This is a genomic window from Jatrophihabitans sp. YIM 134969 (assembly GCF_054456675.1).
This window is the reverse complement of sequence record NZ_JBTJEQ010000006.1, coordinates 62886-83237: the sequence shown is the minus strand read 5'-3', so window position 1 is coordinate 83237 and position 20352 is coordinate 62886. Positions and strand designations below refer to the sequence as shown.

At 73.2% G+C, this 20352-nt stretch carries 19 protein-coding genes; 14 read left to right on the top strand and 5 right to left on the bottom strand.

Annotated features, from left to right (window positions below; translation table 11 throughout):
* The first annotated feature begins 1 nt into the window (after position 1).
* The 4 genes from ACXR2U_RS05300 to ACXR2U_RS05285 all read left to right on the top strand — a co-directional run bounded on the left by ACXR2U_RS05300 (position 2) and on the right by ACXR2U_RS05285 (position 4794).
* Complete coding sequence (locus ACXR2U_RS05300; RefSeq protein ID WP_458823890.1) at positions 2 to 544, top strand: PadR family transcriptional regulator; 543 nt, start codon at positions 2 to 4, stop codon at positions 542 to 544.
* The gene (locus ACXR2U_RS05295; RefSeq protein WP_458823889.1) at positions 541 to 1275 is read left to right on the top strand and encodes an ABC transporter ATP-binding protein; all 735 of its coding nucleotides are present in this window, start codon (positions 541 to 543) and stop codon (positions 1273 to 1275) included. The genes ACXR2U_RS05300 and ACXR2U_RS05295 overlap by 4 nt, the downstream gene beginning before the upstream one ends.
* A gap of 3 nt (positions 1276 to 1278) precedes the next feature.
* Positions 1279 to 2748 carry an FtsX-like permease family protein gene (locus ACXR2U_RS05290; RefSeq protein ID WP_458823888.1) on the top strand — a complete coding sequence of 490 codons (1470 nt, stop codon included), beginning with the start codon at positions 1279 to 1281 and terminating at the stop codon, positions 2746 to 2748.
* A 648-nt stretch (positions 2749 to 3396) separates the two neighbouring features.
* Complete coding sequence (locus tag ACXR2U_RS05285; RefSeq protein ID WP_458823887.1) at positions 3397 to 4794, top strand: HNH endonuclease signature motif containing protein; 1398 nt, start codon at positions 3397 to 3399, stop codon at positions 4792 to 4794.
* 56 nt (positions 4795 to 4850) lie between these two features.
* Here ACXR2U_RS05285 and ACXR2U_RS05280 read toward each other — a convergent pair whose 3' ends face one another.
* Positions 4851 to 5828: an ArsR/SmtB family transcription factor gene (locus ACXR2U_RS05280; protein WP_458823886.1), complete on the bottom strand. Its 978-nt coding sequence runs from the start codon at positions 5826 to 5828 to the stop codon at positions 4851 to 4853.
* Between the two features lie 68 nt (positions 5829 to 5896).
* Between ACXR2U_RS05280 and ACXR2U_RS05275 the strand changes: the two genes are divergently transcribed.
* On the top strand, positions 5897 to 7105 hold the full coding sequence (locus tag ACXR2U_RS05275; RefSeq protein WP_458823885.1) for an MFS transporter: 1209 nt from the start codon (positions 5897 to 5899) through the stop codon (positions 7103 to 7105).
* 16 nt (positions 7106 to 7121) lie between these two features.
* On the opposite strand, the gene ACXR2U_RS05270 is transcribed toward ACXR2U_RS05275, so the two are convergent.
* Genes ACXR2U_RS05270 through ACXR2U_RS05255 form a run of 4 tightly spaced genes read right to left on the bottom strand, consistent with a single transcriptional unit; the run spans position 7122 to position 11855 of the window.
* Positions 7122 to 8540: a serine hydrolase domain-containing protein gene (locus ACXR2U_RS05270; protein ID WP_458823884.1), complete on the bottom strand. Its 1419-nt coding sequence runs from the start codon at positions 8538 to 8540 to the stop codon at positions 7122 to 7124.
* Entirely contained in the window at positions 8537 to 9172 is a 636-nt protein-coding gene (locus ACXR2U_RS05265) for a pyridoxamine 5'-phosphate oxidase family protein (RefSeq protein ID WP_458823883.1), read from the bottom strand. The genes ACXR2U_RS05270 and ACXR2U_RS05265 overlap by 4 nt, the downstream gene beginning before the upstream one ends.
* Positions 9169 to 10854, bottom strand: coding sequence for a 2-succinyl-5-enolpyruvyl-6-hydroxy-3-cyclohexene-1-carboxylic-acid synthase (menD, locus tag ACXR2U_RS05260; protein ID WP_458823882.1), 1686 nt, complete (start codon positions 10852 to 10854; stop codon positions 9169 to 9171). Before menD ends, ACXR2U_RS05265 begins: the two co-directional genes overlap by 4 nt.
* A complete protein-coding gene (locus ACXR2U_RS05255) occupies positions 10851 to 11855 on the bottom strand; it encodes an o-succinylbenzoate synthase (RefSeq protein WP_458823881.1) in 1005 nt (334 codons plus the stop codon). Before ACXR2U_RS05255 ends, menD begins: the two co-directional genes overlap by 4 nt.
* Positions 11856 to 11932: 77 nt before the next feature.
* On the opposite strand from ACXR2U_RS05255, the gene ACXR2U_RS05250 reads away from it, so the two are divergent.
* The 9 genes from ACXR2U_RS05250 (at position 11933) to ACXR2U_RS05210 (ending at position 20351) form a co-directional block, all read left to right on the top strand.
* A complete protein-coding gene (locus ACXR2U_RS05250) occupies positions 11933 to 12637 on the top strand; it encodes a DUF4129 domain-containing protein (protein ID WP_458823880.1) in 705 nt (234 codons plus the stop codon).
* Positions 12634 to 13098, top strand: coding sequence for a hypothetical protein (locus ACXR2U_RS05245; protein ID WP_458823879.1), 465 nt, complete (start codon positions 12634 to 12636; stop codon positions 13096 to 13098). The genes ACXR2U_RS05250 and ACXR2U_RS05245 overlap by 4 nt, the downstream gene beginning before the upstream one ends.
* Positions 13095 to 14075 carry an AAA family ATPase gene (locus tag ACXR2U_RS05240; RefSeq protein ID WP_458823878.1) on the top strand — a complete coding sequence of 327 codons (981 nt, stop codon included), beginning with the start codon at positions 13095 to 13097 and terminating at the stop codon, positions 14073 to 14075. Before ACXR2U_RS05245 ends, ACXR2U_RS05240 begins: the two co-directional genes overlap by 4 nt.
* Entirely contained in the window at positions 14072 to 15265 is a 1194-nt protein-coding gene (locus ACXR2U_RS05235) for a DUF58 domain-containing protein (protein ID WP_458823877.1), read from the top strand. The genes ACXR2U_RS05240 and ACXR2U_RS05235 overlap by 4 nt, the downstream gene beginning before the upstream one ends.
* Entirely contained in the window at positions 15256 to 15762 is a 507-nt protein-coding gene (locus tag ACXR2U_RS05230) for a hypothetical protein (RefSeq protein WP_458823876.1), read from the top strand. The genes ACXR2U_RS05235 and ACXR2U_RS05230 overlap by 10 nt, the downstream gene beginning before the upstream one ends.
* 26 nt (positions 15763 to 15788) lie before the next feature.
* Positions 15789 to 16706: a 1,4-dihydroxy-2-naphthoyl-CoA synthase gene (locus ACXR2U_RS05225; protein WP_458823875.1), complete on the top strand. Its 918-nt coding sequence runs from the start codon at positions 15789 to 15791 to the stop codon at positions 16704 to 16706.
* A 13-nt stretch (positions 16707 to 16719) separates the two neighbouring features.
* Positions 16720 to 17844 (top strand): o-succinylbenzoate--CoA ligase, encoded by a 1125-nt coding sequence (gene menE / locus ACXR2U_RS05220; RefSeq protein WP_458823874.1) that lies wholly within the window; start codon positions 16720 to 16722, stop codon positions 17842 to 17844.
* A gap of 78 nt (positions 17845 to 17922) precedes the next feature.
* Positions 17923 to 18861 (top strand): hypothetical protein, encoded by a 939-nt coding sequence (locus ACXR2U_RS05215; RefSeq protein WP_458823873.1) that lies wholly within the window; start codon positions 17923 to 17925, stop codon positions 18859 to 18861.
* Positions 18862 to 19916: 1055 nt separating this feature from the next.
* Complete coding sequence (locus ACXR2U_RS05210) at positions 19917 to 20351, top strand: SRPBCC family protein (protein ID WP_458823872.1); 435 nt, start codon at positions 19917 to 19919, stop codon at positions 20349 to 20351.
* Position 20352 lies beyond the last annotated feature (1 nt).

Genomic DNA, 20352 nt, shown 5'->3' with positions numbered 1-20352 from the left:
CGTGGCGACCGGACACGTGCTGCTCGGGCTGCTCGCCCGGGGTGAGCGGCACGGGTACGAGCTGAAGCGGCAGTACGACTCCCGCTTCCCGGCCGCGAAACCGTTGGCGTTCGGGCAAGTCTACGCGGCGCTCGACGCCCTGGCCCGGCGCGGACTGGTCGAGGCCGCGGTCGTCGAGAAGGCCGGCGCCGCGGAGCGGACGTCGTTCCGCATGACCGCGGGCGGGCGGGCCGAGCTCGACCGCTGGCTGGCCGAGGTCGAGCCGCCGGCGCAGCACGCGGGCAACCCGTTCCAGCTCAAGGTCACGCTCGCGCTGCTCGCCGCCGACGAGGCGGTGGCCGCGAGCTACCTGCGCGCCCAACGTTCGGCGCACCTCGCGCGCATGCGGCACTTCGTGCGGTTGACGTCCGACCCGGACGCGCCCCTGGCCGAGGTCCTCGCCGCCGACTACGCCCTGACCCACCTCGAGGCCGACCTGCGCTGGCTCGAGGCCGCCGAGACCCGCGTGGGCGATCTTGCTCGCGAACTGGAGGAGACACCATGAGGCACGCCGCCGAGACCGACCCGACCGAGATGCGCGACCCGGTGCTCGTCGCCCGGTCGGTGGTGAAGGCCTACGGCGGGACCCCGGCCGTGCGTGGGGTGTCGGTGCACGTCGAGCGCGGCGAGATCCTCACGGTCACCGGGCCGTCCGGCTCGGGCAAGTCGACGCTGCTGCTCTGCCTCGCGGGCGTGCTGCGCCCCGACGCCGGATCGGTGGTGCTGCGAGGGGCCGACGGTGCGTCGCGGACGGTGAGCGAGGAGTCCGAGACGCTCCGGTCGCGCCTGCGGCGCACCCGCTTCGGGGTGCTGTTCCAGTTCGGTCAACTGGTGCCGGAGCTGACGGCCGCGGAGAACGTCGCGATGCCGCTGCTCCTGGAGGGTTCGAAGCGCCGACCGGCTCTGGCCGTGGCCACCGACTGGCTCGACCGGTTCGAGGTCGCCGACCTGGCCGGAACCCGGCCGTCGGAGATGTCGGGCGGGCAGGCCCAGCGGGTCGCCGTCGCCCGGGCCATGGTCACCGAGCCCGAGGTGCTGTTCGCCGACGAGCCCACCGGTGCACTCGACACCGTTTCCGGAGATCGCGTGCTGGGGCAGTCGGTCCGGGTGGTGCGCGAGGCGGGCACCTCGGTCGTGCTCGTGACGCACGACGCGCGGGTCGCAGCCCACGGTGACCGCGAGGTGGTCGTGCGTGACGGTGTCGTGGCCGGGTACGAGCTCCCGGTCGGGGTCTGACCGGTGCGTTCTGCAACAGTCCTGCGGCTGGCCATCGCCGGATCACGGGTCGACCGGGTCCGGATGACGTTGACGGCGTTCGGTGCGCTGCTCGCGACGCTGGCGCTGCTCTCGGCCGCCACCGTGGCCGCGGTCGGCCCGGGCGACGGCCCGTACACCTCGGAGCTGTTGAACCAGAGCGGTCTGCACCCCGGGGTGGTGGTCGCCCTGCTGGGGTTGTGCGTGCCGGTGCTCGTCCTCCTCGCTCAGTGCAGCCGGATCGGTGCGCCGGCGCGCGACCGACGGCTGGCCGCGATGCGGCTCGGGGGCGCCACCCCCGGCGAGGTCGCCCGCGTCACCACCGCGGAAGCGGCCGCGGGCTCCGGTCTGGGCGCGCTGCTCGGTCTCGGTGTGTTCTTCCTGCTCCGCGCCCTGTTCTCGACACCGGTGCACGGCAACTTCTCGCGGTCGGAACTGGTCTCCGACGCCAACGGCGTCTACCAGACCGATGTCCCCGTCCCCAGCGCGTTGCGGGTGCCCACTGACGTCTTGCCGCCGTGGTGGGCGATGGCGGTCATCGTCGTGCTGGTCCCGGTACTGGTGTCGGGTGCAACGCTCCTGGCACTACGACGCGTCGCGTTCACGCCGTTCGGCGTCAGCCGCCGGGTCCGCACCCAACCGCCCCGGGTGGTTCCGCTGGTGCTCATCGTCGTGGGCGTCGGCATGTTCTTCCTCGCGGCCGGGCTGGCCGAATCAGTCGCTAGCCTGCCGTCGTCGGTGCTCATCGCCCTGCTGCTCGGGGGATTCCTCGTCGCCTCGGTGGGTCTGCTCGGCGGTCAGGGCGCGATCACCCAGGCCGTCGGGCGGCTGCTGGTCAGGAGGACGTCGCGGCCGGCGTTGTTGTTGGCCGGCCGCCGGATGATCGCCGACCCGTTCAACGCGGCGCGCGCCACATCGGTCCTCTCGGTCACCGTGCTGATGGCAGCTGGGGCTCGGCACCTGCGCAACGTGACCGTCGCCGACCAGCACGGCAGCGGCGACGTGTTCTACACGAACGCCTACGACCTCGTCGACCTCGTGCTGGTCATCGGCGCCGTGCTCGCCGCGCTCGGACTGCTGGTCGCCACGGCCGAGGGGATCGTCGCCCGCCGCCGCACCTACAGCGCGGTTGTCGCCGCCGGCACCCCGCGCCGTGTCGTGGCCCGCGCCGTCCTGGCCGAGATGCTGCTCCCCCTGATTCCTTCGTTGTTCCTGGCAACGATCGTCGGAACCGCTGCTGCTGTGGGCTTCTTCGGCCGGACCGTCGCCGGGTACGAGGTCGTCGATGCCGCAGGCCGCGTCTCGTCCACCGCGACGGTGACGGTCGGCCTCTCGTGGTTGACGCTCATCCTCACTCTCCTGCTGGCCTTCGCCATCACGGCGCTCACCACCTCCGCCGGTCTGCTGTTCCTCCGCTCGGCCACCGACGTCGGCGAGCTCCGCGCGGCGGCGTGAACCCGGGGCGCGCCGCGCGGTGGGACCCCGCTCCGCCGAGCGAGCGGGCAGCCCTGGCCGTTCCGCTGAGCAAGAACAGCCTCCTGCGGCGCGCGGGTGTCGTGCACGGCGGCCCTGGTCCGCGCCTGGCCGTCCCGCTGAGCAAGGGCCTTCTCCTCCGGCGCGCGAGCGTCGTACACGGCGGCCCTGGTCCGCGCCTGGCCGTTCCGCTAAGCAAGAACAGCCTCCTGCGGCGCGCGGGTGTCATACACGGCGGCCCCGGTCCGCGCCTGGCCGTCCCGCTGAGCAAGAGCCGGCTCCTGCGGCGCGCGGGTGTCGCACACGGCGGGCCCGGTGCGCGCCTGGCCGTTTCGCTGATCAAGAACCTGCTTCTGCCGCGCAAGGGTGTGGGGCCAGGCAGCGGGTCCGCGGGTGACGGTCCCGCGCAGCAACAGCCGGCTCCTACGGCGCGCGGGTGTCGTACACGGCGGGCCTAGTGCGCGCCTGGCCGTCCCGCTGAGCAAGGACCCGCTCCGGCGGTCGCGCGTTCAGATGAGTGCGCTTTGCGGTCGCGTGCGATGGCCAGTGCCGGGTTCGCCGGCAAGAATCACTCGACGAAATTTGGGGATTCTCTCGACGTGACGTCTTGTTGGTGATAGATTAGAACGCATGGTCGAGCTGGACGAGATGGTGCCGTCGCTCGACCTGCTGCGCACGCTGACCTCGCTCGTGCCGTGCGACCTGCAGTTCGACGAGCAACTGGCGGCGGTCGCGGCGTACGAGCGGATGCTGTCGTGGCTCACCGCGGAGCAGAACGACCTGTTGGCCGCGATCGAGCAGGACGACGAGCTCCTCGGGCCCGGCTGGCACCAGCAGAGCTCCGCGCGGTGGCGCGCCGAACAGGTCGGACTCGCGCTCGGCGTCACCGGGTCGGCCGCGCACCGCCGGATGCACACGGCCGTCACGCTCGTCGAGAAGTTGCCCACCGTCACCGGGGCGCTGCGGGTCGGCGCGATCACGTCGCACCACGCCCGGGTCGTCGCCCGTGACGCAGCGGTCCTCGACGACGAGGTGGCCCACGCCGTCGAGGCCGCCGTCATGTCCGACCCCGCCTGGCGTACCCCGAGCCAGCTCGAGCGGGCGTTCGCACGGGTCGTGCACGAGGTCGACCCCGAGAGAGCGGCGCGGCGCCACGAGCGGGCCCGCCGAGGCCGGCGGGTGTCCCTCCGCGCCGAGCCCGACGGCATGAGCTGCCTCTGGGCGCTGCTGAGCGCCGAGCAGGGCCAACTCGTGCACAAGACCCTCGACGCGTACGCCCGTTCCTCGAAGGCCCGCAACGTCCCCGGTGACGACCGCACGCTCGACGAACGCCGCACCGATGCGCTGGTGGACCTCGTCACCCGCCGCCCCGGCGCGCCCGCCGTCGGTGTTCCGACGTCTGACGGGGACGCCTGCGACTGCGGGTCGACGGGCGACGACTCCGCGGCCACCGACGCCACGAGTGAACCGACCGCGCACGGCCGCCGCGCCGAGATCCACGTGACCGTCGCCTGGTCCACGCTGATCGGCGCCGACGACGCCCCCGCCGACCTCACCGGCTACGGCCCGATCGACGCCGCCACCGCCCGCCGGATCGCGTTCGACCCGACCAGCACCTGGCGACGGCTCCTCGTCGACCCCGAATCCGGCCAGTTGCTCGACTACGGCCGTCGCACCTACGCGCCGCCGCAACACCTGCAGGACTTCTGCATCGCCCGCGACCAGCAGTGCCGGTTCCCGACGTGCGACAAACCCGCGGTCATGTGCGATCTGGACCACCGGCTCGACTGGGAACGCGGTGGGTGCACCTGCGACACCAACCTCGACCCGCTCTGCCGCAACCACCACCGCCTGAAACACGAGGCGGGTTGGACTCATCAGCGCGAGGCCGACACCGGCGACAGCATCTGGACCGACCCGAGCGGGACCGAGCACGTCAAAGCGGCGACCCGCCTGCCCACGCCCCGCCCGGTCGAACCGCCAGCAGCACCGGCGACTCCTGACGTTCTGGGCGACCCGCCGTTCTGACGCGCACCGTTGCGTGCTGCAACAGTGATGCAAACGGTGATGCATCACCCGGTCCCTCAGTCTCCGGCGGCGCCGGCGACCACAGCGTCACCGACGGCGGTGCGGTGGTAGACGACCGAACGGCCGGCGCGGCCACGGTCGACGAAGCCGGCGTCGCGCAGGACCTTGAGGTGATCTCCGACAGCGCCCAGGCTGAAGCCGGTGAGACCGACCAGCTGCGTCGTCGACGCCGGGGTGTCCAACCGCAGCAGCAGTTCGGCACGGGCGGGTCCGAGCAGTCGGGCCAGGGCCGCCGGGGTGGCGGTGTTGCCCTCCCACAACGCCGCGCTGCCGCGGGCCGGGTAGGCGATGGTCGGCTGCCACGGCGGTTCGAGGTAGGTCGCGAGGCCCGGGTGCAGGAAGACCGACGGCACGAACAACAACCCGCGCCCGTCGAGGGCGGTGTGCTGCGTGGCGCGGGCTCGCACCGTCACCGCTCCCCCGGCCCACCGCAACGACGGGTGCATGTCCTCCAGCACCCCGGCCCAGCCGGCGCGGGCCAGCCGGTCGGCGCGGTGCAGGACGTCACGTTCGGCGATCGCCAGCAACTGCGGCCAGTCCGGAGCCACGAGTGCCTCCCACGCCCACGCCAGCAGGTCGGCCAGTCGAGCGGACACGTCGGGCGCGCGGAGGTAGGCACGGATCTCGGGGTCGACGTCGGAGGTGAGCGCCCGGCGGATCTGGGCGCGGGCGAGCGGCAGCGGGGTGGCCCGCACGGCGGCGAGATCCTGCTCGACGTCGCGGGCCATCCCCGTCGGCGGCGGCGCGAGGAAGTCGACACCCCAGCCGGTCGGTCGCAGCGCGCGCAGCACCCGGGCCCGGAAGTCCGGCCGGAGAGCCGCCTCCCGCCGACCCCACCGCGTACGGCGGACCGCGACCCCGGCCTGCGAGCCGCCCCGGTCGAGCTTGCGCAGCAGGTGCTCGAGTTCCATGAGCGGGGCGAGGGCGAACCGACTCGCGGCCAGGTCGTCCGGGCCCACCTCGATGCGCAGCACCCGTCGCCACCTTTCGTCCCTCGGCGAAACAGTACCGGCGTCGCGGACCGGGCGGCAGGGTTCCCGACGTGACGACGACCGACCACCCCGCGGTGGCACCGGCGACCTATCGCGCGCTGTTCACGACGCGAGGCGTGCCGCAGTTGTACGGGGCGACGCTCGCCAACACCCTCGGAACCTCGTTGCAGATCCTCGCGCTGTCGGTGGCGGTGTACGCCAGCACCGGGTCGGCGCTGTGGTCGAGCGTCGCGTTCGCCGCCGGGTTCCTGCCACAACTACTCGGCGGCGCGGTGCTCACGTCCCTGGCCGACCGGTGGCCGGCGCGGCCGGTGCTCGTCGGTGGCGCCGTGCTCCGCACCACTGTGGTCGCGGCCTTGGCGCTCACGGACCTGCCACCCGCCGTCGCGATCACCGTCGTCGCCGCGGCCGCGGTGGTGCAACCGGTCCCGTCGGCGACGCAGTCCGCGCTCGTGGCCCGCCTGCTCACCGGCGAGCTCTACGTGCTCGGCCGGTCCGTGTTCACGGTGCTCGGCTCCGCGGCGCAGCTCGCCGGGCTCGCGGTCGGCGGCACGGTGGTCGCGGCGCTCGGCGTGCCGGCCGCGTTCGGGGTCTCCGCCGGCATCCAGGCCCTCGGACTCGTCGCCGTGGCACTGCTGCCGGCCACCGGCGCCGTGGCACCCACGACGGCCCGGTGGCACCCGCGCGACACCTGGCGCGGCAACGCCGGACTCCTCGCCGACTCCCGCATCCGCCGGATCCTGTTGTCCTGGTGGTTGCCGGTGATGCTGCTCGTGGCGGCGGAATCGCTCATCGTCGCCTACGTGGGCGAGCAGGGTCGTCCGGCGTCCGACGTCGGGCTGCTGCTCGCCGCGTTCCCCGCCGGTGCAGCGGTGGGCGACCTCCTCGTCGGGCGGTGGCTACCGGCCCGGTGGCGCCGGCGTTCGGTGCCGTGGCTGCTCGCGCTGGTCGGCGTGGGGCTGCTGCCCCTCGCGTGGCACCCGCCGGTCGCGGTCGCCGTCGCGTGTCTCGCCGCAGCCAGCGCCGGCAGCGCGTACCAGCTGGGCGGCCAGCAGGCCTTCCTCGCCGCCGTCCCCGCCGAACGCCAGGGGCTGGCCTTCGGGCTCGTGAGCACCGGGATCATGGGCGTGCAGGGCCTCGGCCCCGTGCTGGCCGGAGCCGTCGCCGACGTCGTCGGAGCCGGCGTCACGATCACCGCGCTCGGCGTCGGGATCCTCGTCGTGACGGCCGTCCTCGGTCGGCTGCCGCACCCGTCCTGAGCCCGCTGACGACCGCTCAGGCGGGGCCGTCGGCGAGGTCGCCGACCCGCACGAGGTCGCGATCCTCGACGAAGGCCGCCATCTGATCCACCGGCCACATCGTGATGCCGCCGGGGCCCTGCACCGACCGCACCGCGCCGGCGTCGTCGAGGGTGACGCTGAGCCGCTCCCCGAAGGAGGCGTAGCCGGGCGCGCGGACGACGCGGAAGGCCTCGTCGCCGTCGGGTTCCAGGGCGACCACGGCGGCGGCGGGGTCGTCGGCGGCGGGGTTGACCATGAGCAACCGACGACCCAGGCGGACGACGTCGACCACGGACCACAGCGAGGCGTAGCGGCCGCAGACACGGTCCGCGGAGGCGTCGACCGGTGCGCCGTCGGGATCGCCCGCGGCGAGATGTGCCAACGCCAGCAGGCCGTTGGTGAGCGGACCGGCCGCGCCGTCGATGGCGTTGGTGCACACGGAGACCGCCACCCGCTCCTCAGGGACGACGGTCAGCCGGGTGCTGTGGCCGGGGTAGCCGCCGCCGTGGCCGAAGGTCTGGTAGCCGTGCACCTCGCGGAGGTCGAAGCCCAGACCGTAGCGGCCGGCGGCGTCGTCGTGGACGTCGACGTCGAACGACGGCCGTCGCATCCGGCGCTGGAACGTTGCACCCAGCAACCGCTCGTCATCCGGCAGGTGAGCGGCACCCCAGCGCACGAGGTCCGCCGCGGTCGAGGTGAAGCCGGTGGCGGCGTCGAGGGCACCGGTGTCGATGTGCTCGATCGGCACCCGGTGGTCGGCGTAGGCGAGCGAGCTGTAGCCCAGCGCGTAGTCGCCGAGCCGGTCGGTCACCAGGTCCGGCGCGGTGTCGGCGAGCCCCGCCCTCGCGACCACCTCGGCGGCGACGTACTCGCGGTACGACCGGCCCGACACCGCGGCCACCACCGCACCCAGCAGACCGAAGGCGATGTTGGAGTACTTGAACCGCTCGTCGGCCGGGATGATCCCTCCGGCGGCGGTGAGCGCGCGGAGGGCGTCGTCGTCGGGGAACGGGCGGGCGAGCTGCCAGTGGTCGGCGTTGCGGCCGTCGCGGATGACGCCGGAACCGTGGCCGAGCAGGTCCGCGAGCGTGCGGTCACCGACCCCGGCCTCGGTGGTCCACGGCAGGTGGAGGTCGACGCGGTCGTCGAGCCGGAGCTTGCCGGCCTCGGCGAGCTGCACCACTGCGGTCGCGGTGAAGGTCTTGGAGTGCGAGGCCACCCTGAACAGGTGGGCCGGCGTCAACGCGACGTCACCGGCGACGTCGGCGTGACCGTGCGCGGTCGAGAGCACCAGCTCGCCGTCGACCCACACCGCGGCCTGCACGCCCGGCATCCGCAGGTACCGCTGCCGGAACGCCAGCCACTGGTCGGCGTACGCGGCGATCCCGGTGAAGGCTGCGCCCAGCCCGCTCACGCGCGTGCCGCCAGCGACGCGGCCACCGGGATGCCCGGTCGCAGGTCCGGCGCGGGTTGCGGACGCCCGCGACCCGACAGCAGGGGCACGACGCCCGCCCAGGCATCACCCGCAACGTCCTCCGGCGGGTCCTCCGGCCAGCCGTCGGAGACCTTGAGCGACCACTCCTCTATCGGCAGCGCCAGCACGAGGGTCGCCGCCAGTTCGCGGTCGGTGGCCGGGCGCACCTCGCGGGTGCGGCCGGGCAGCAGGTGCTCGGTGATGAGGTCGAGCGCGGCCCGTCGCCCGTCCGCCGCGACCGGGGTGCAGACGCCGAACAGCACCGCGCTGCGGTAGCGCATCGACGACTCGAAGGCCGAGCGCGCGACCACGAGGGCGTCGGGGACGGTGACGGCGAGGCTCACCGGCGCGCCGTCCGCGACCCGGCGCATCCACCCCGAACCGGTCGAGCCGTGGACCAGGACCCGGTCGCCGTCGCGGGCGATCGCGGTCGGCAGCACGACCGGCCGGCCGGCGTGGTCGGCGACGCCGACGTGCCCGACCAGCGCCTCGTCGAGCAGGGCGTCGAGAGCGGCGCGGTCACCCACGGCCTTCTCCCGCAATCGGGTCGGGGTGGTGCGGGCGGTGGTCACGGGGTCGAGCCTGCCAGTCCCAGCGCGTCACGGACGGCCCCGACCAGGGCCCTCGACTGCGCGGCGCGTTCGGCACGGGAGGTCGACACCTCCAGCACCGTGACCCCCGACGGCCGCTTCGCGAGGGCCGCCGCGAGGGCGGTGGGGTCCCCGATGCGTTCGTGAGCGGCGTTGACGCCGGCGGCCAACGACTCGACGGACGCGCGGGTCGGCGTGCCGAACACCCGCTCGAACCCGGCCGGCGCGTTCGGACCGCCCTGCTCGAGCGTGGCGAAGATCCCGCCGCCGTCGTCGTTGCACACGACAACGGTCAGGTCGACGGTCGGTTCGTCCGGCCCGATCAGCAAACCGTTGAGGTCGTGCAGGAACGCCAGGTCGCCGATGAGGGCGTACGCCGGTCGCGGGGCCAGCGCGAGGGCGGCACCGGAGGCGGTCGACAGCGTGCCGTCGATGCCCGCGAGGCCGCGGTTGGTGAGCACGGCGATGTCGGCGCGCGGTGCGGCGGCCAAGTCGACGTCGCGCACCGGGTTCGACGACGCCACCTGCAGCACGGCCTGTTCCGGCAGCGCGGCGACGACGGCCCGGGCGACGGCGGCACCGGCCGGCCACCCCAGCGCACCGTCGGCAGCGGTGACCGAGGCGACGGCGGCGGCCGCAGCCGCACCGGCGTCGAGCCAGTCCTGCTTGAGGTGCTCGTCGACCGGACCGGGCAGATCGGCCACGGCACGCAGCCACCCCGGCGCGACGACCTTGGTGGCGGCGCGCGCGGCGTCGGGCCACCGCGGGGTCGCCGAGACCACGATGACCTCGACGTCGGGCCGGGCCAGCAACCGTTGCACCGAGCGGTGCAGCGTCGGGTTGCCGACCACCACGACCTGGTCGGGCGCATGCGCGTCCAGCCATTCCGTTGCATCCAACAACAGTCCGCCGTGGGGCACGGCGATCACGCCGAAGCCGGCCGACGCCTCCGCCACGACCGGCCAGCCGCGACGTTCGGCGGCGAGCGCGGCGTAGGCCGTCCACGGCCCGGGCGCCCCACCGGCCACCACGAGGGTGCGCGGGACCGGCTCCGGCCCGTTGACCGAGCCGAGCACGTCCATCGTGCCGACCGCGGTGGGCATCCGCGGATCGTCGGAGAGATCGACCGTTGCAGCCACCAACGGTTCACGGAACGCCAGGTCGATCTGCACCGGCCCCGGGTCACGGGACATCGCCCCCGTGGCCCACCCGAGCGCACGGTCGACCGCCGGACGCGCCGCCGACGGATCGAGCGAGTCCAGGCCGACGTACCAGCGGCAGGCGTCGCCGTACAGCCGCACCTGGTCGGTGGTCTGGTTGGCTCCGGTGCCGACGAGGTGCGGCGGCCGGTCCGCCGTCAGGGCCAGCAGCGGTGCCCCCCGGTGGGAGGCCTCGAGCACGGCGGGGTGCAGGTTCGCGGCGGCGGTACCGGACGTCGTCACCACCGGCACCGGCAACCCCGAGGCCGTCGCGAGCCCGAGCGCGAGGAAGCCCGCCGCCCGCTCGTCGATCCGCACGTGCAACCGCAGCCCGCCCGCGGCCTCCGCCTCGACCAGGGCGTACGAGAGCGGGGCGTTGCGCGATCCCGGTGAGAGCACCGCTTCGCGCACCCCGAGCCGGACCAGCTCGTCGACGACCGCGGCAGCCAGTTCGGCCGAGCTCACCGGACCACCTCGGGCCGGCCGGTCGCGGTGCCGGCCGCCCGGCTGAAGTCGCTCTCGAAGTTGGCGTCGCCGGTGACCTCGACCAGGCGTCGTTCCCACCAGGCGTGCCGCTCCGGCGCGGCGGCCAACCGGGTCAGTGCGTCCTCGGCCGGCGCGACCGTGCGCACCGGCAGGTGGCCGTCGACCGGCAGGTAAGGGTCGGCCGCGACGTCGTCGGCCAGCAGCGACACCGTGCCCAGCCCACACGCGTAGGGCAGTTCGGGCAGGGCGGCGGCGAGCGCGACGCCCGCGGCGATGCCGACGGAGGTGTCGAGCGCGGAGGACACCACGACCGGCACCCCGACCGCCTCCGCCAGTTCCAGACACCGGCGCACACCGCCGAGCGGCGCCACCTTGAGCACGACGACGTCGGCCGCCTCGCGGCGCACCACCAGCATCGGGTCCTCGCCTCGACGGATCGACTCGTCGGCCGCGACCGGGACGTCCTGCTTGCGCCGCACCTTCGCGAGGTCCTCGATGGACTCGCAGGGTTGTTCGACGTACTCCAGGCCGCCCGCGGCCCGCGCGTACCGCGGCAACCGGGTCAGCGCGGTGTCGACGTCCCAGCCGGCGTTGACGTCGATGCGCACCCGGCCGTCCGGGCCGAGCGCGGAGCGCACCGCCTCGAGCCGGGCGAGGTCCTCGCGCTCGTCCTGGCCGCGCTCGGCGACCTTGACCTTGGCGGTCGTGCACCCCGAGGCGCTGACCCGCGCGGCGGCGGTCTCGGCGTCGCAGGCGGGCACGGTGACGTTCACCGGGACCCGGTCGCGCACCGGGTCGGGGAACCCGACGGTGGCGGCCTCCATCGCCGCGCGCCACCACCCGCGTGACTCGGCCGCGCCGTACTCGACGAACGGGCCGAACTCGCCCCAGCCGACGTGGCCGTGGATGAGGGTCGTCTCGCGCACGGTGATGCCGCGGAACTTCGTCCGCATGGGGATCGACACGATGACGTGGCGCACCCCGCCATCATCGTCACCGCGGTCGACCGCGACCCGCCGGGGTCCACGACACCACGGTTCGCCGTTAGGGTCCCGGAGTGGCCCGCGACGTGCGCACGGCCGTCACCGCGGGCCTCGCGGTGGCGCTGCTGGGCGCGGTCGCCGCCGTCGCCGCGCACGTGCCCCGCCCGACGGGCACCACCGCCTCGCCCACGAGCACCGCGACGGCCCCGACCCGGCTCACCGACACGACGGCCGCACCCACACCGGCGGCGACGCCGTGGTGGCTGGTCGTCCTCGGGATCGTCGCGATCGTCGTGGTCATCGGCCCGTTCGTGTGGCTCGCCGTCCGCCACCTGCGGGCCCGCCGACGCGGGCACGACGCCGAGCGACGCGAAGGCGGCACCAGACGGGTCGCGCGCGGCCGGTTGCTCGAGGCCGATGCCGCCCTCGAGGACGCCGCCACGCAGTTGCAGGCGGGCGGCGACCCGCGCGAGGTCGTCGTCGCCTGCTGGGTCCGGCTCGAGGCCGCCGCCGAGGCTGCGGGCCGGGGTCGGCGCCCGGCCGAGACCGCCACCGACGTCGCGCGCCGCTGGCTCGAGGACGACCGGCTCGAGGACGACCGGCTCGAGGACGACCGGCTCGAGGACGACCGGGACCCGCGCAGCGGGGAACAGCGGGCCGCCGTCGACCGCCTGGCCTCGCTGTTCCACGAAGCCCGCTATTCGTCCCACCCCATGTCCGAGCGGCAACGCGCCGACGCGCGCGCCGCCCTCGCGACGTTGATCGGCACGCGGACGTGAGACGCCCGACCGGCGGACTCCCGCCCACCGTTCTCCTGCTCGCGGCCCTCGCCCTGGTCGCGTTCCTCGTGCGCCTCGAGCCGATCGGGCTGGGGCTGCTCGCGCTCACGGTCGCCGCGCTCGTGGCCCTCGCGGCCGGACCGCGCGAGCGCGACGCCGAGCTGCCGCACGACGTCCACGGCCGCCTCCTGCCCGGTGGCGACGAACGCACGATCGACATCGCCCAGGCCCGGCTGCTCGGCCAGCTCGACGACCCGACCGAGGTGCAGAACTCGCTGCGACCGCGGCTGCGGGCGCTGGTCGTCGAACGTCTCGCCCGCCGGGGTCTCGCCCTCGGTGACCCGTCGGCCCGCGAGGTGGTCGGCGAGCCGCTCTGGACGTTCGTCACGGGCCCACCGATCACGACCAAGCTCCCGCTGCGGGAGTTCGAGCAGCTGCTGACCCGAGTGGAGCACGTGTGACCGACCGACCCGAAGCCGCCTCCCCGTCCGACGCCGGCGCCGCCGCCCGGGCCGTCCTCGACGCCGTCGAGACCGCGGTGGTCGGCAAACGCGACGCCCTGACGTTGGTGCTCGCGGCCGTCCTCGCCGGCGGGCACGTGCTCATCGAGGACAACCCCGGCCTGGGCAAGACCCTCGCCGCCCGGTCGTTCGGCGCGGCCCTGGGTCTGGAGTTCCGGCGGGTGCAGTTCACACCCGACCTGCTGCCGTCGGACGTCACCGGGTCGTTCGTCTTCGACCAGCGCGACAGCGAGTTCGTGTTCCGGCCCGGGCCGCTGTTCACCGGCCTGCTGCTCGCCGACGAGATCAACCGCACGCCGCCGAAGACGCAGTCGGCGCTGCTCGAGGCGATGGCCGAGGGCCAGGTCTCGGTGGAGGGGACGACGTTCGGTCTACCGGCGCCGTTCCACGTGCTCGCCACGGCCAACCCCATCGAGTACGAGGGCACCTACCCGCTGCCGGAGGCCCAGCTGGACCGGTTCCTGCTGCGGGTGCGGTTCGGCTACCCCGACGCCGAGCAGGAGTGGGACGTGCTGCGCTCACGGGTCGACCGCGCCACCGAGGCCAACCCGGTGCGGCAGGTCGTCGACGCCGCGGGGCTGCTCGCGCTGCAGGCGGCGGTGGAACGGGTGAGCGTCGACCCGACCGTCGGCCGGTACTGCGTGGACCTCGCCCGGGCCACCCGGCGGCTACCGGAGGTCGCGGTCGGGGCGTCACCCCGCGGGGCCCTCGCACTGCTGCTGGTCGGGCGGGCGGTGGCGTTGATCGCGGGCCGCGACTTCCTGCTGCCCGAGGACGTCCAGGCCGTCGCCGTGGCGGCGCTCGCCCACCGCCTGACCCTGACGCCGGACGCGTGGCTGCGGCAACGGTCGCCGGAGTCGATCGTCACCGACCTGCTCGGCCGGGTCCCCGCGCCACCGACGGTCGCCCCCGCGTGACGACGCCTGGGCCGCGGAGCCGGTGGCGGGTCACCACGGCGTTCACCAGCGCCGCCGGCATCGGGACGGTGCTGCTCGTGCTCGCAGGCGTGACCCACCGACCGGCGTTGGTCCTGCTCGCGACGCCGCTGCTGGCCGAGGTCGCCTGGGCCGTGCGCCGGGTCGTCCGACCGCCGGTGGCCGTGGACATCCGACCGACGGTGGGGCGGGCGCGGGAGGGGGACGTCCTGGAGCTCGACCTCGCGGTCGAGGCGGACGCCGATGCCGACCTCGTGCTCACCGAAACCGGCACCGAGCCCCTGCTCGAGGTGCCGGCCGAGCGGTTCCCGGTGGCGCAGACCCCGGCTGCGGCGACCCGGCGGGTGACCGCCCACGCCGCGCACTGGGGCGTCGGCCAGGCCGGGCGCACGTACGCCGTCGCGTTCGCCGGCCACGGACTGTTGCGCAGTGCACCGGTCATCGCGATGGGCGAGGAGATGGTCGTCGAACCGGTGCCGGAGTCGACGGTCCCGATCGTCCCGACCCGCCGCACCGGGGTGACCGGCCCGCGGGTCTCCCGGCGTCCGGGCGTCGGCAGCGAGCTCACCGGCGTGCGCCCGTTCGTCGCGGGCGACCGGTTGCGGCAGGTCCACTGGCGGGTGACGGCGCGCCGTGGCGACCTGCACGTCACCACCACGGCGGCCGACCGGGAGGCCTCGATCCTGCTCGCGGTGGACAGCAGTTCCGAGCTCGGACCGCTCGACGCCACCACCCTCGACGTCGCGGTCCGCGCCGCGGCGGGTCTCGCCCGCCGGCACCTGCGCGACGGCGACCGGGTGGGGGTCGTCGACCTCGGCGACCCCACCCGGGTGCTGCGCCCGGCCGCGGGCGGGCGCCAGCTGCAGCGGGTCGTCGACCGACTCGTGCGGATGCGCCACACCGTGCCGGTCGACCTCGGCCGACTGCCCGCGGTCGTGGAACGGGCCGCGCCCGGCGCGATGGTCGTGGTCCTCTCCCCGGTGCTGCGGCCCGCGGTCGGTGCGGCCGTCGCCCGGCTGGCCCAGGCCGGGGTGGCGACGACCGTGGTCGACACCCTCGGCGAGGTCGACCGGGGAGCCCTGCTCGCCGCCCGCCGCCTGCTGCTGCTCGACCGCGACGCGACGGTGAACCGGCTCGTCGACGTCGGGGTGGCGGTACGGCCGTGGCGCTGACCCCGGCCGCGGCCGTCCCGCTCGCCGCCCGCGCCCTCGTGCCGGTGGGCGCCGCCCTCGTCCTGGTCGCCGCGGGCGCCGCCGAGGCGGGTCCGACCGTGGTGCTGCTGCTCGGTGTGGTGCTGGCGGTCGTCCGGCCGGCGCGGGCGGGAGTGTGGTTGGCCGTGCCCGCGGCCGTGTGGGCGTTCATCGCGGCGACGCCGGACGACGTCGGCGACGGCCGGGTCCTGCTGGCCGCCGCCGGGATCTACCTGCTGCACACGGGGACGGCGGCCGCGGCCGCGTTGCCGGTCACCGCGCGGGTCGGCACCGACGTGGTGCGGCGGTGGCTCCGGCGGTGCCTGCCGGCCGTGGCGCTGACCGCCGTCGTCGCGCTCGTCGACCTCACCCTCGGCGACACCCCCGACAACCCCCTGTTCCTCACGCTCGCGGGGCTCGTGGCGATGGTCGCCGTCGGGGTCCTCATCCGGCTGCTCGCCGCCACGCGGGAGCCCTGACGCCGTGCCGGTTAGGGTCGGTCGGCGTGAGCAGCCTGCCCGGTGTGTCCGAGACCTTCGACCCGGCCGCGTGGCGCGAGGTCCCCGGGTTCGAGGGGCTGGTCGACGTCACCTACCACCGGCACGTCGAGCTCGGCGTCGTCCGCATCGCCTTCGACCGGCCCGAGGTGCGCAACGCGTTCCGCCCCGGCACGGTCGACGAGCTGTACCGGGCGCTCGACCACGCGCGCATGAGCTCCGACGTCGGCTGTGTGCTGCTGACCGGCAACGGACCGTCACCGAAGGACGGCGGGTGGGCGTTCTGCTCGGGTGGTGACCAGCGCATCCGGGGCCGCGACGGCTACCGCTACGCCGAGGGCGACACCGCCGAGACGGTCGACCCGGCCCGCTCCGGACGCCTGCACATCCTCGAGGTGCAGCGGCTGATCCGCACGATGCCCAAGGTCGTCATCGCCGTGGTGAACGGGTGGGCGGCGGGCGGCGGGCACTCCCTGCACGTCGTCTGCGACCTCACGCTGGCCTCGGTCGAGCACGGCCGGTTCAAGCAGACCGACGCGGACGTCGGCTCGTTCGACGGCGGCTACGGCTCGGCGTACCTCGCCCGGCAGGTCGGCCAGAAGTTCGCCCGCGAGATCTTCTTCCTCGGCCAGACGTACAGCGCCGAGGACGGCTACCGCATGGGGACGGTCAACCGGGCCGTCCCGCACGCCGAGCTGGAAGCGGCCGCGATCGAGTGGGGCCGCATCATCCTCGGCAAGTCCCCGACGTCGCAGCGGATGCTGAAGTTCGCGTTCAACCTCGTCGACGACGGCCTCATGGGCCAGCAGGTGTTCGCGGGCGAGGCGACCCGGCTCGCGTACATGACCGACGAGGCGGTCGAGGGCCGCGACGCCTTCCTCGGCAAGCGGGAGCCCGACTGGTCCGGCTACCCGTACCACTACTGAGCGGGCCCGAACCGTGAGAACCGTCGCCGCCGCCGCGACCCCGGCGTCCGTCGCCGAACTGCGCGACGCGTTGCGCGACGCCCTGGCCGGCGGACCCGCCGTGTTGCCGCTGCCGCCCGAGGCCGCGCTCGCCCAGACCCTGCTCGACGTCGCCCGACCCGACGAACCCGCGGACGACGTGGCGTTGCTCGTCCCCACCAGCGGGTCGACCGGCACCCCGAAGTTGGTCGAGCTGTCCGCCGACGCGGCGCGCGCCTCGGTGGCCGGAACGGAATTGGCCTTGGGTGGACCAGGCCAATGGGCGCTCACGTTGCCGACCACCCACATCGCCGGTCTGCAGGTGCTGATCCGGTCGATCCTCGCGGGCACCGAACCGGTCGTGCACGGCCCGGACCGGTTCACCCCGGGTTCGTTCACGGCCCTCAGCGCCCGGCTCGTCGGCAGTCGCCGGTACACCGCGTTGGTCCCGACCCAGCTGCGTCGGTTGCTGGCCTCCGAGGCGGGCACGCACGCCCTCGTCGGCTACGACGCCGTGCTCGTGGGTGGCGCCGCGACGTCACCGTCGCTGCTCGCCGCCGCGAGGGACGCCGGTGCTGCCGTGGTCACCACCTACGGCATGAGCGAGACCGCGGGCGGCTGCCTCTACGACGGCCGGCCGATCGGCGGGGCCACGGTCGACCTCGACCCGACCGGTCGCATCCTGCTCGGCGGCCCGACGCTGGCGCGCGGGTACCGCGGCGAACCGGAGTTGACCGCCGCCGCGTTCGTCGACGGCCGCTTCGTCACCTCCGACCTGGGCCGCTTCGACGACGGCCGGCTGCAGGTGCTCGGCCGTGCGGACGACGTCGTCATCTCCGGCGGGGTCAACGTCCACCCGCTCGCCGTCGAGGCGGTCATCGCCACCCTGCCGGGCGTGCGGGACGTGTGCGTGGCGGGCGTGCCCGACCCCGAGTGGGGCGCGGTGGTCACCGCGTGGGTCGTCGGCGAGGTCGACGCCGAGGCCGTCCGCGCGGCCGTCCGCGCCGCGCTCGGAGCGCCCGCCGCCCCGCGCCGGGTGGAACGCGTCGCCGCGATCCCGCTGCTGGTCAGCGGCAAGCCCGACCGCCGCCGCCTGGTCACCTGTGTCTCGAACTTGTGACCCTGGTGCGCTCCGAGCGGGACACCGAGCGCCTATCGTCGTCCCGAAAGTGTCAGACCCGACCCTCATGCTGTGCGCATGACAGTCATCGAGGAGCGTGAACTCGTCGTGCTCGACGCTGAGATCGAAAGTGCCGTCCAAGCCTTCGCAGCGGCGGGCGCCGGCAACGGGCTGTTCTACGTCAGCACGCCCATCACCACCGGGCGCCGAGAGCTCGAACTCATGGACGAGCTAGGCGTCGCGAACCGTGAAGAGTTGTACACGCATTACAAGAGCCGCTGGCTCACCGAGGTGTTCCAGGCCAACGAAACAGAGGCGGCGAAGTACGCCCGTGTCTTTGGCGAGACTGTCGGACTCAGCCATCTCGTTGTGAACCCCGCACAATTTCACGGCTCGCCGGCTTGGACTCAGGACGAATACGACTCACTGTGGGGTCGACTGCTCACGAATTTCCCCGCAACGATCGCACCCGTGCCTGGTTGGGCGTTCAGCCGCGGGGCCCGAGTCGAAATATCGGTTGGCCTGCGACACGGGCGTCAAGTGGTGGCGGCCGACGGCTCGCCACGGTCAGTCCAAAGCATGCTCGACGAGTGCGCGGCCGCCGACGCGGAAATTGTGGCGCGCGGCTGGGACCGCTTTGGCGTCTCGCTCCCAGCATTGGACGTGTCAGGACCGGAGACCGGGGAGCCCGTGGATTCCGAAGCCTTAGCCGTCACCGTCTTCTCATGGCTTTCGCGCGAGCGCAGCTATCAAATTGCCAAGTTCGGTACGGACCTCGACGACAAGCACACTTTCGAAGACGCTCTCGCTGACGACGGCTGGTGGAGCAAGCAGCTGCGTATGTACTACACACGGGCCCGTACTCTCGGCCTGGACGAGCCAAGTGGACGTCAAGCCTTGGCCAAATACGTCGCTACGGGTTGCGGCCTGCTTGAAAGCGTGATTCGTACTAAAGGTTGGCTACCAGCTCCGGGCGTGCCAAGCGGAGACCTTAAGACCGACAACCAAAGCGCCTAGCACCTCTCGATTCCGGACAGAGAATGGCTGAGCCAACGCGCCTTAATCTTCTGCAAGACGGATACGCCGAGGTACTGGACGCAACGAAGCATCAAGACGACAAAATCGGACGCCTTCTCGCCGCTGTTGCATTCCTCCTAGCCGCGTCCTTTGCGCTCGCCGGACTCGCGGGCGGCCGAGCCCTCTTCCAAGCATTCACGTTCCACGGAGAGCCACAGCCTGCGCTATCGCTGATTTGCATCATCGGCTTTGGTAGGCAGCAAGTGGGTGCGCCGTACTGCCGGCAGCGGAGCATGGCGCGCAGTGTGCCGGAAAATTAGCTATCGATGGCGGCCTGCAAATTACCCTCTCGATACTACTCGGGGCCTACTGCTTTATCACGCAGCTCACCCGCATTCGTTCGAGCCAAGTAAACACCGAGGATCTCTCCAGGCTCTTCAAGCTCAATGATGCCGTTGGTCGCCGTGCAGCGGTGGCACGCCTGCAGGCTCTTGGACTAAGCGCCCTTGCGGTTCTGCCATTCTATATCGACCCGCGCAGACTGCGAGCTGACGAATTTGCGCGATTCTATACGGTAATCGGCGGACTGGTTCTCACGTTCCTTCTCTCGACGCTAGTCCGAGGAAGAGCCAACCCAAAAAGTGTCTACCGAATCCGTCAGTACCGCTTCTCTGCTGACCCGCGGGCGCTCTCGAACCTCCTTGTAGTAGGCGGCGCAATTACCTCTGCCTGCGGGATTGTATGGTTGGTAGGGACGAGGTCGGACCCCTCCGCTCTCTTATTGCTTGCAGCGGTGCTGGTGCCGATAGGAATTTCCCTGTCCTCGCTCTTCGAACCGACGGCTGCGACAGCAGAAAGGCTGCGGAAGGCGGCCTTACGGAAGAAGCCAATGACCGCCTCGGTTAGTGAGCTCGCCCGCCGTTGGAAGTAAAGAGGCGTCTCCGCAGTAGAAGTGCCTGCGTATCGCGCCGGCACCGAGCCGACTAAGGGCGCCCCTCGGACACCCGGTGGTCAACCCCACGCGTTACGACACCAGAGGCGTAAATTCACGCGACGTGCCCGTCGTCGAACGCACCGTCGTCACCACCTCGTCGCTCGACGTCGTGTGGCCCTACCTCACCGACTTCACCACGGTCACGCAGTGGGACCCGAACACCCCGGACTCGCGGCTGGTCGAGGGCGAGGGTGAGGTCGGCTCGAAGTACGCCATCACCTCGGTGTTCCGGAAGCGCACGACGCACCTGGAGTACGTCGTCACCGACGTCGAGCCGCGCGAGCGGTTCGTGCTGCACGGCGAGAACCGCACGGTGTCGGTGGTGGAGGACATGCGGTTCGCGGCCACGCCCGAGGGCGGCACGCAGGTGACCTACCGCGCCGAGTTCACCTTCCACGGTGCGGCGAAACTCGCCTCACCGTTCCTGGGCGGCGCGCTCGAGGGCATCGGTGACGACGCCGAACGTGGCATGCAGACGGCGCTCGACGCGCTCTGAC

Bases quoted from the DNA above. Each gene is read 5' to 3' on its own strand.
- ACXR2U_RS05295 (WP_458823889.1), top strand. From the start codon at position 541: ATGAGGCACGCCGCCGAGACCGACCCGACCGAGATGCGCGACCCGGTG.
- ACXR2U_RS05285 (WP_458823887.1), top strand. From the start codon at position 3,397: ATGGTCGAGCTGGACGAGATGGTGCCGTCGCTCGACCTGCTGCGCACG.
- ACXR2U_RS05215 (WP_458823873.1), top strand. From the start codon at position 17,923: ATGACAGTCATCGAGGAGCGTGAACTCGTCGTGCTCGACGCTGAGATC.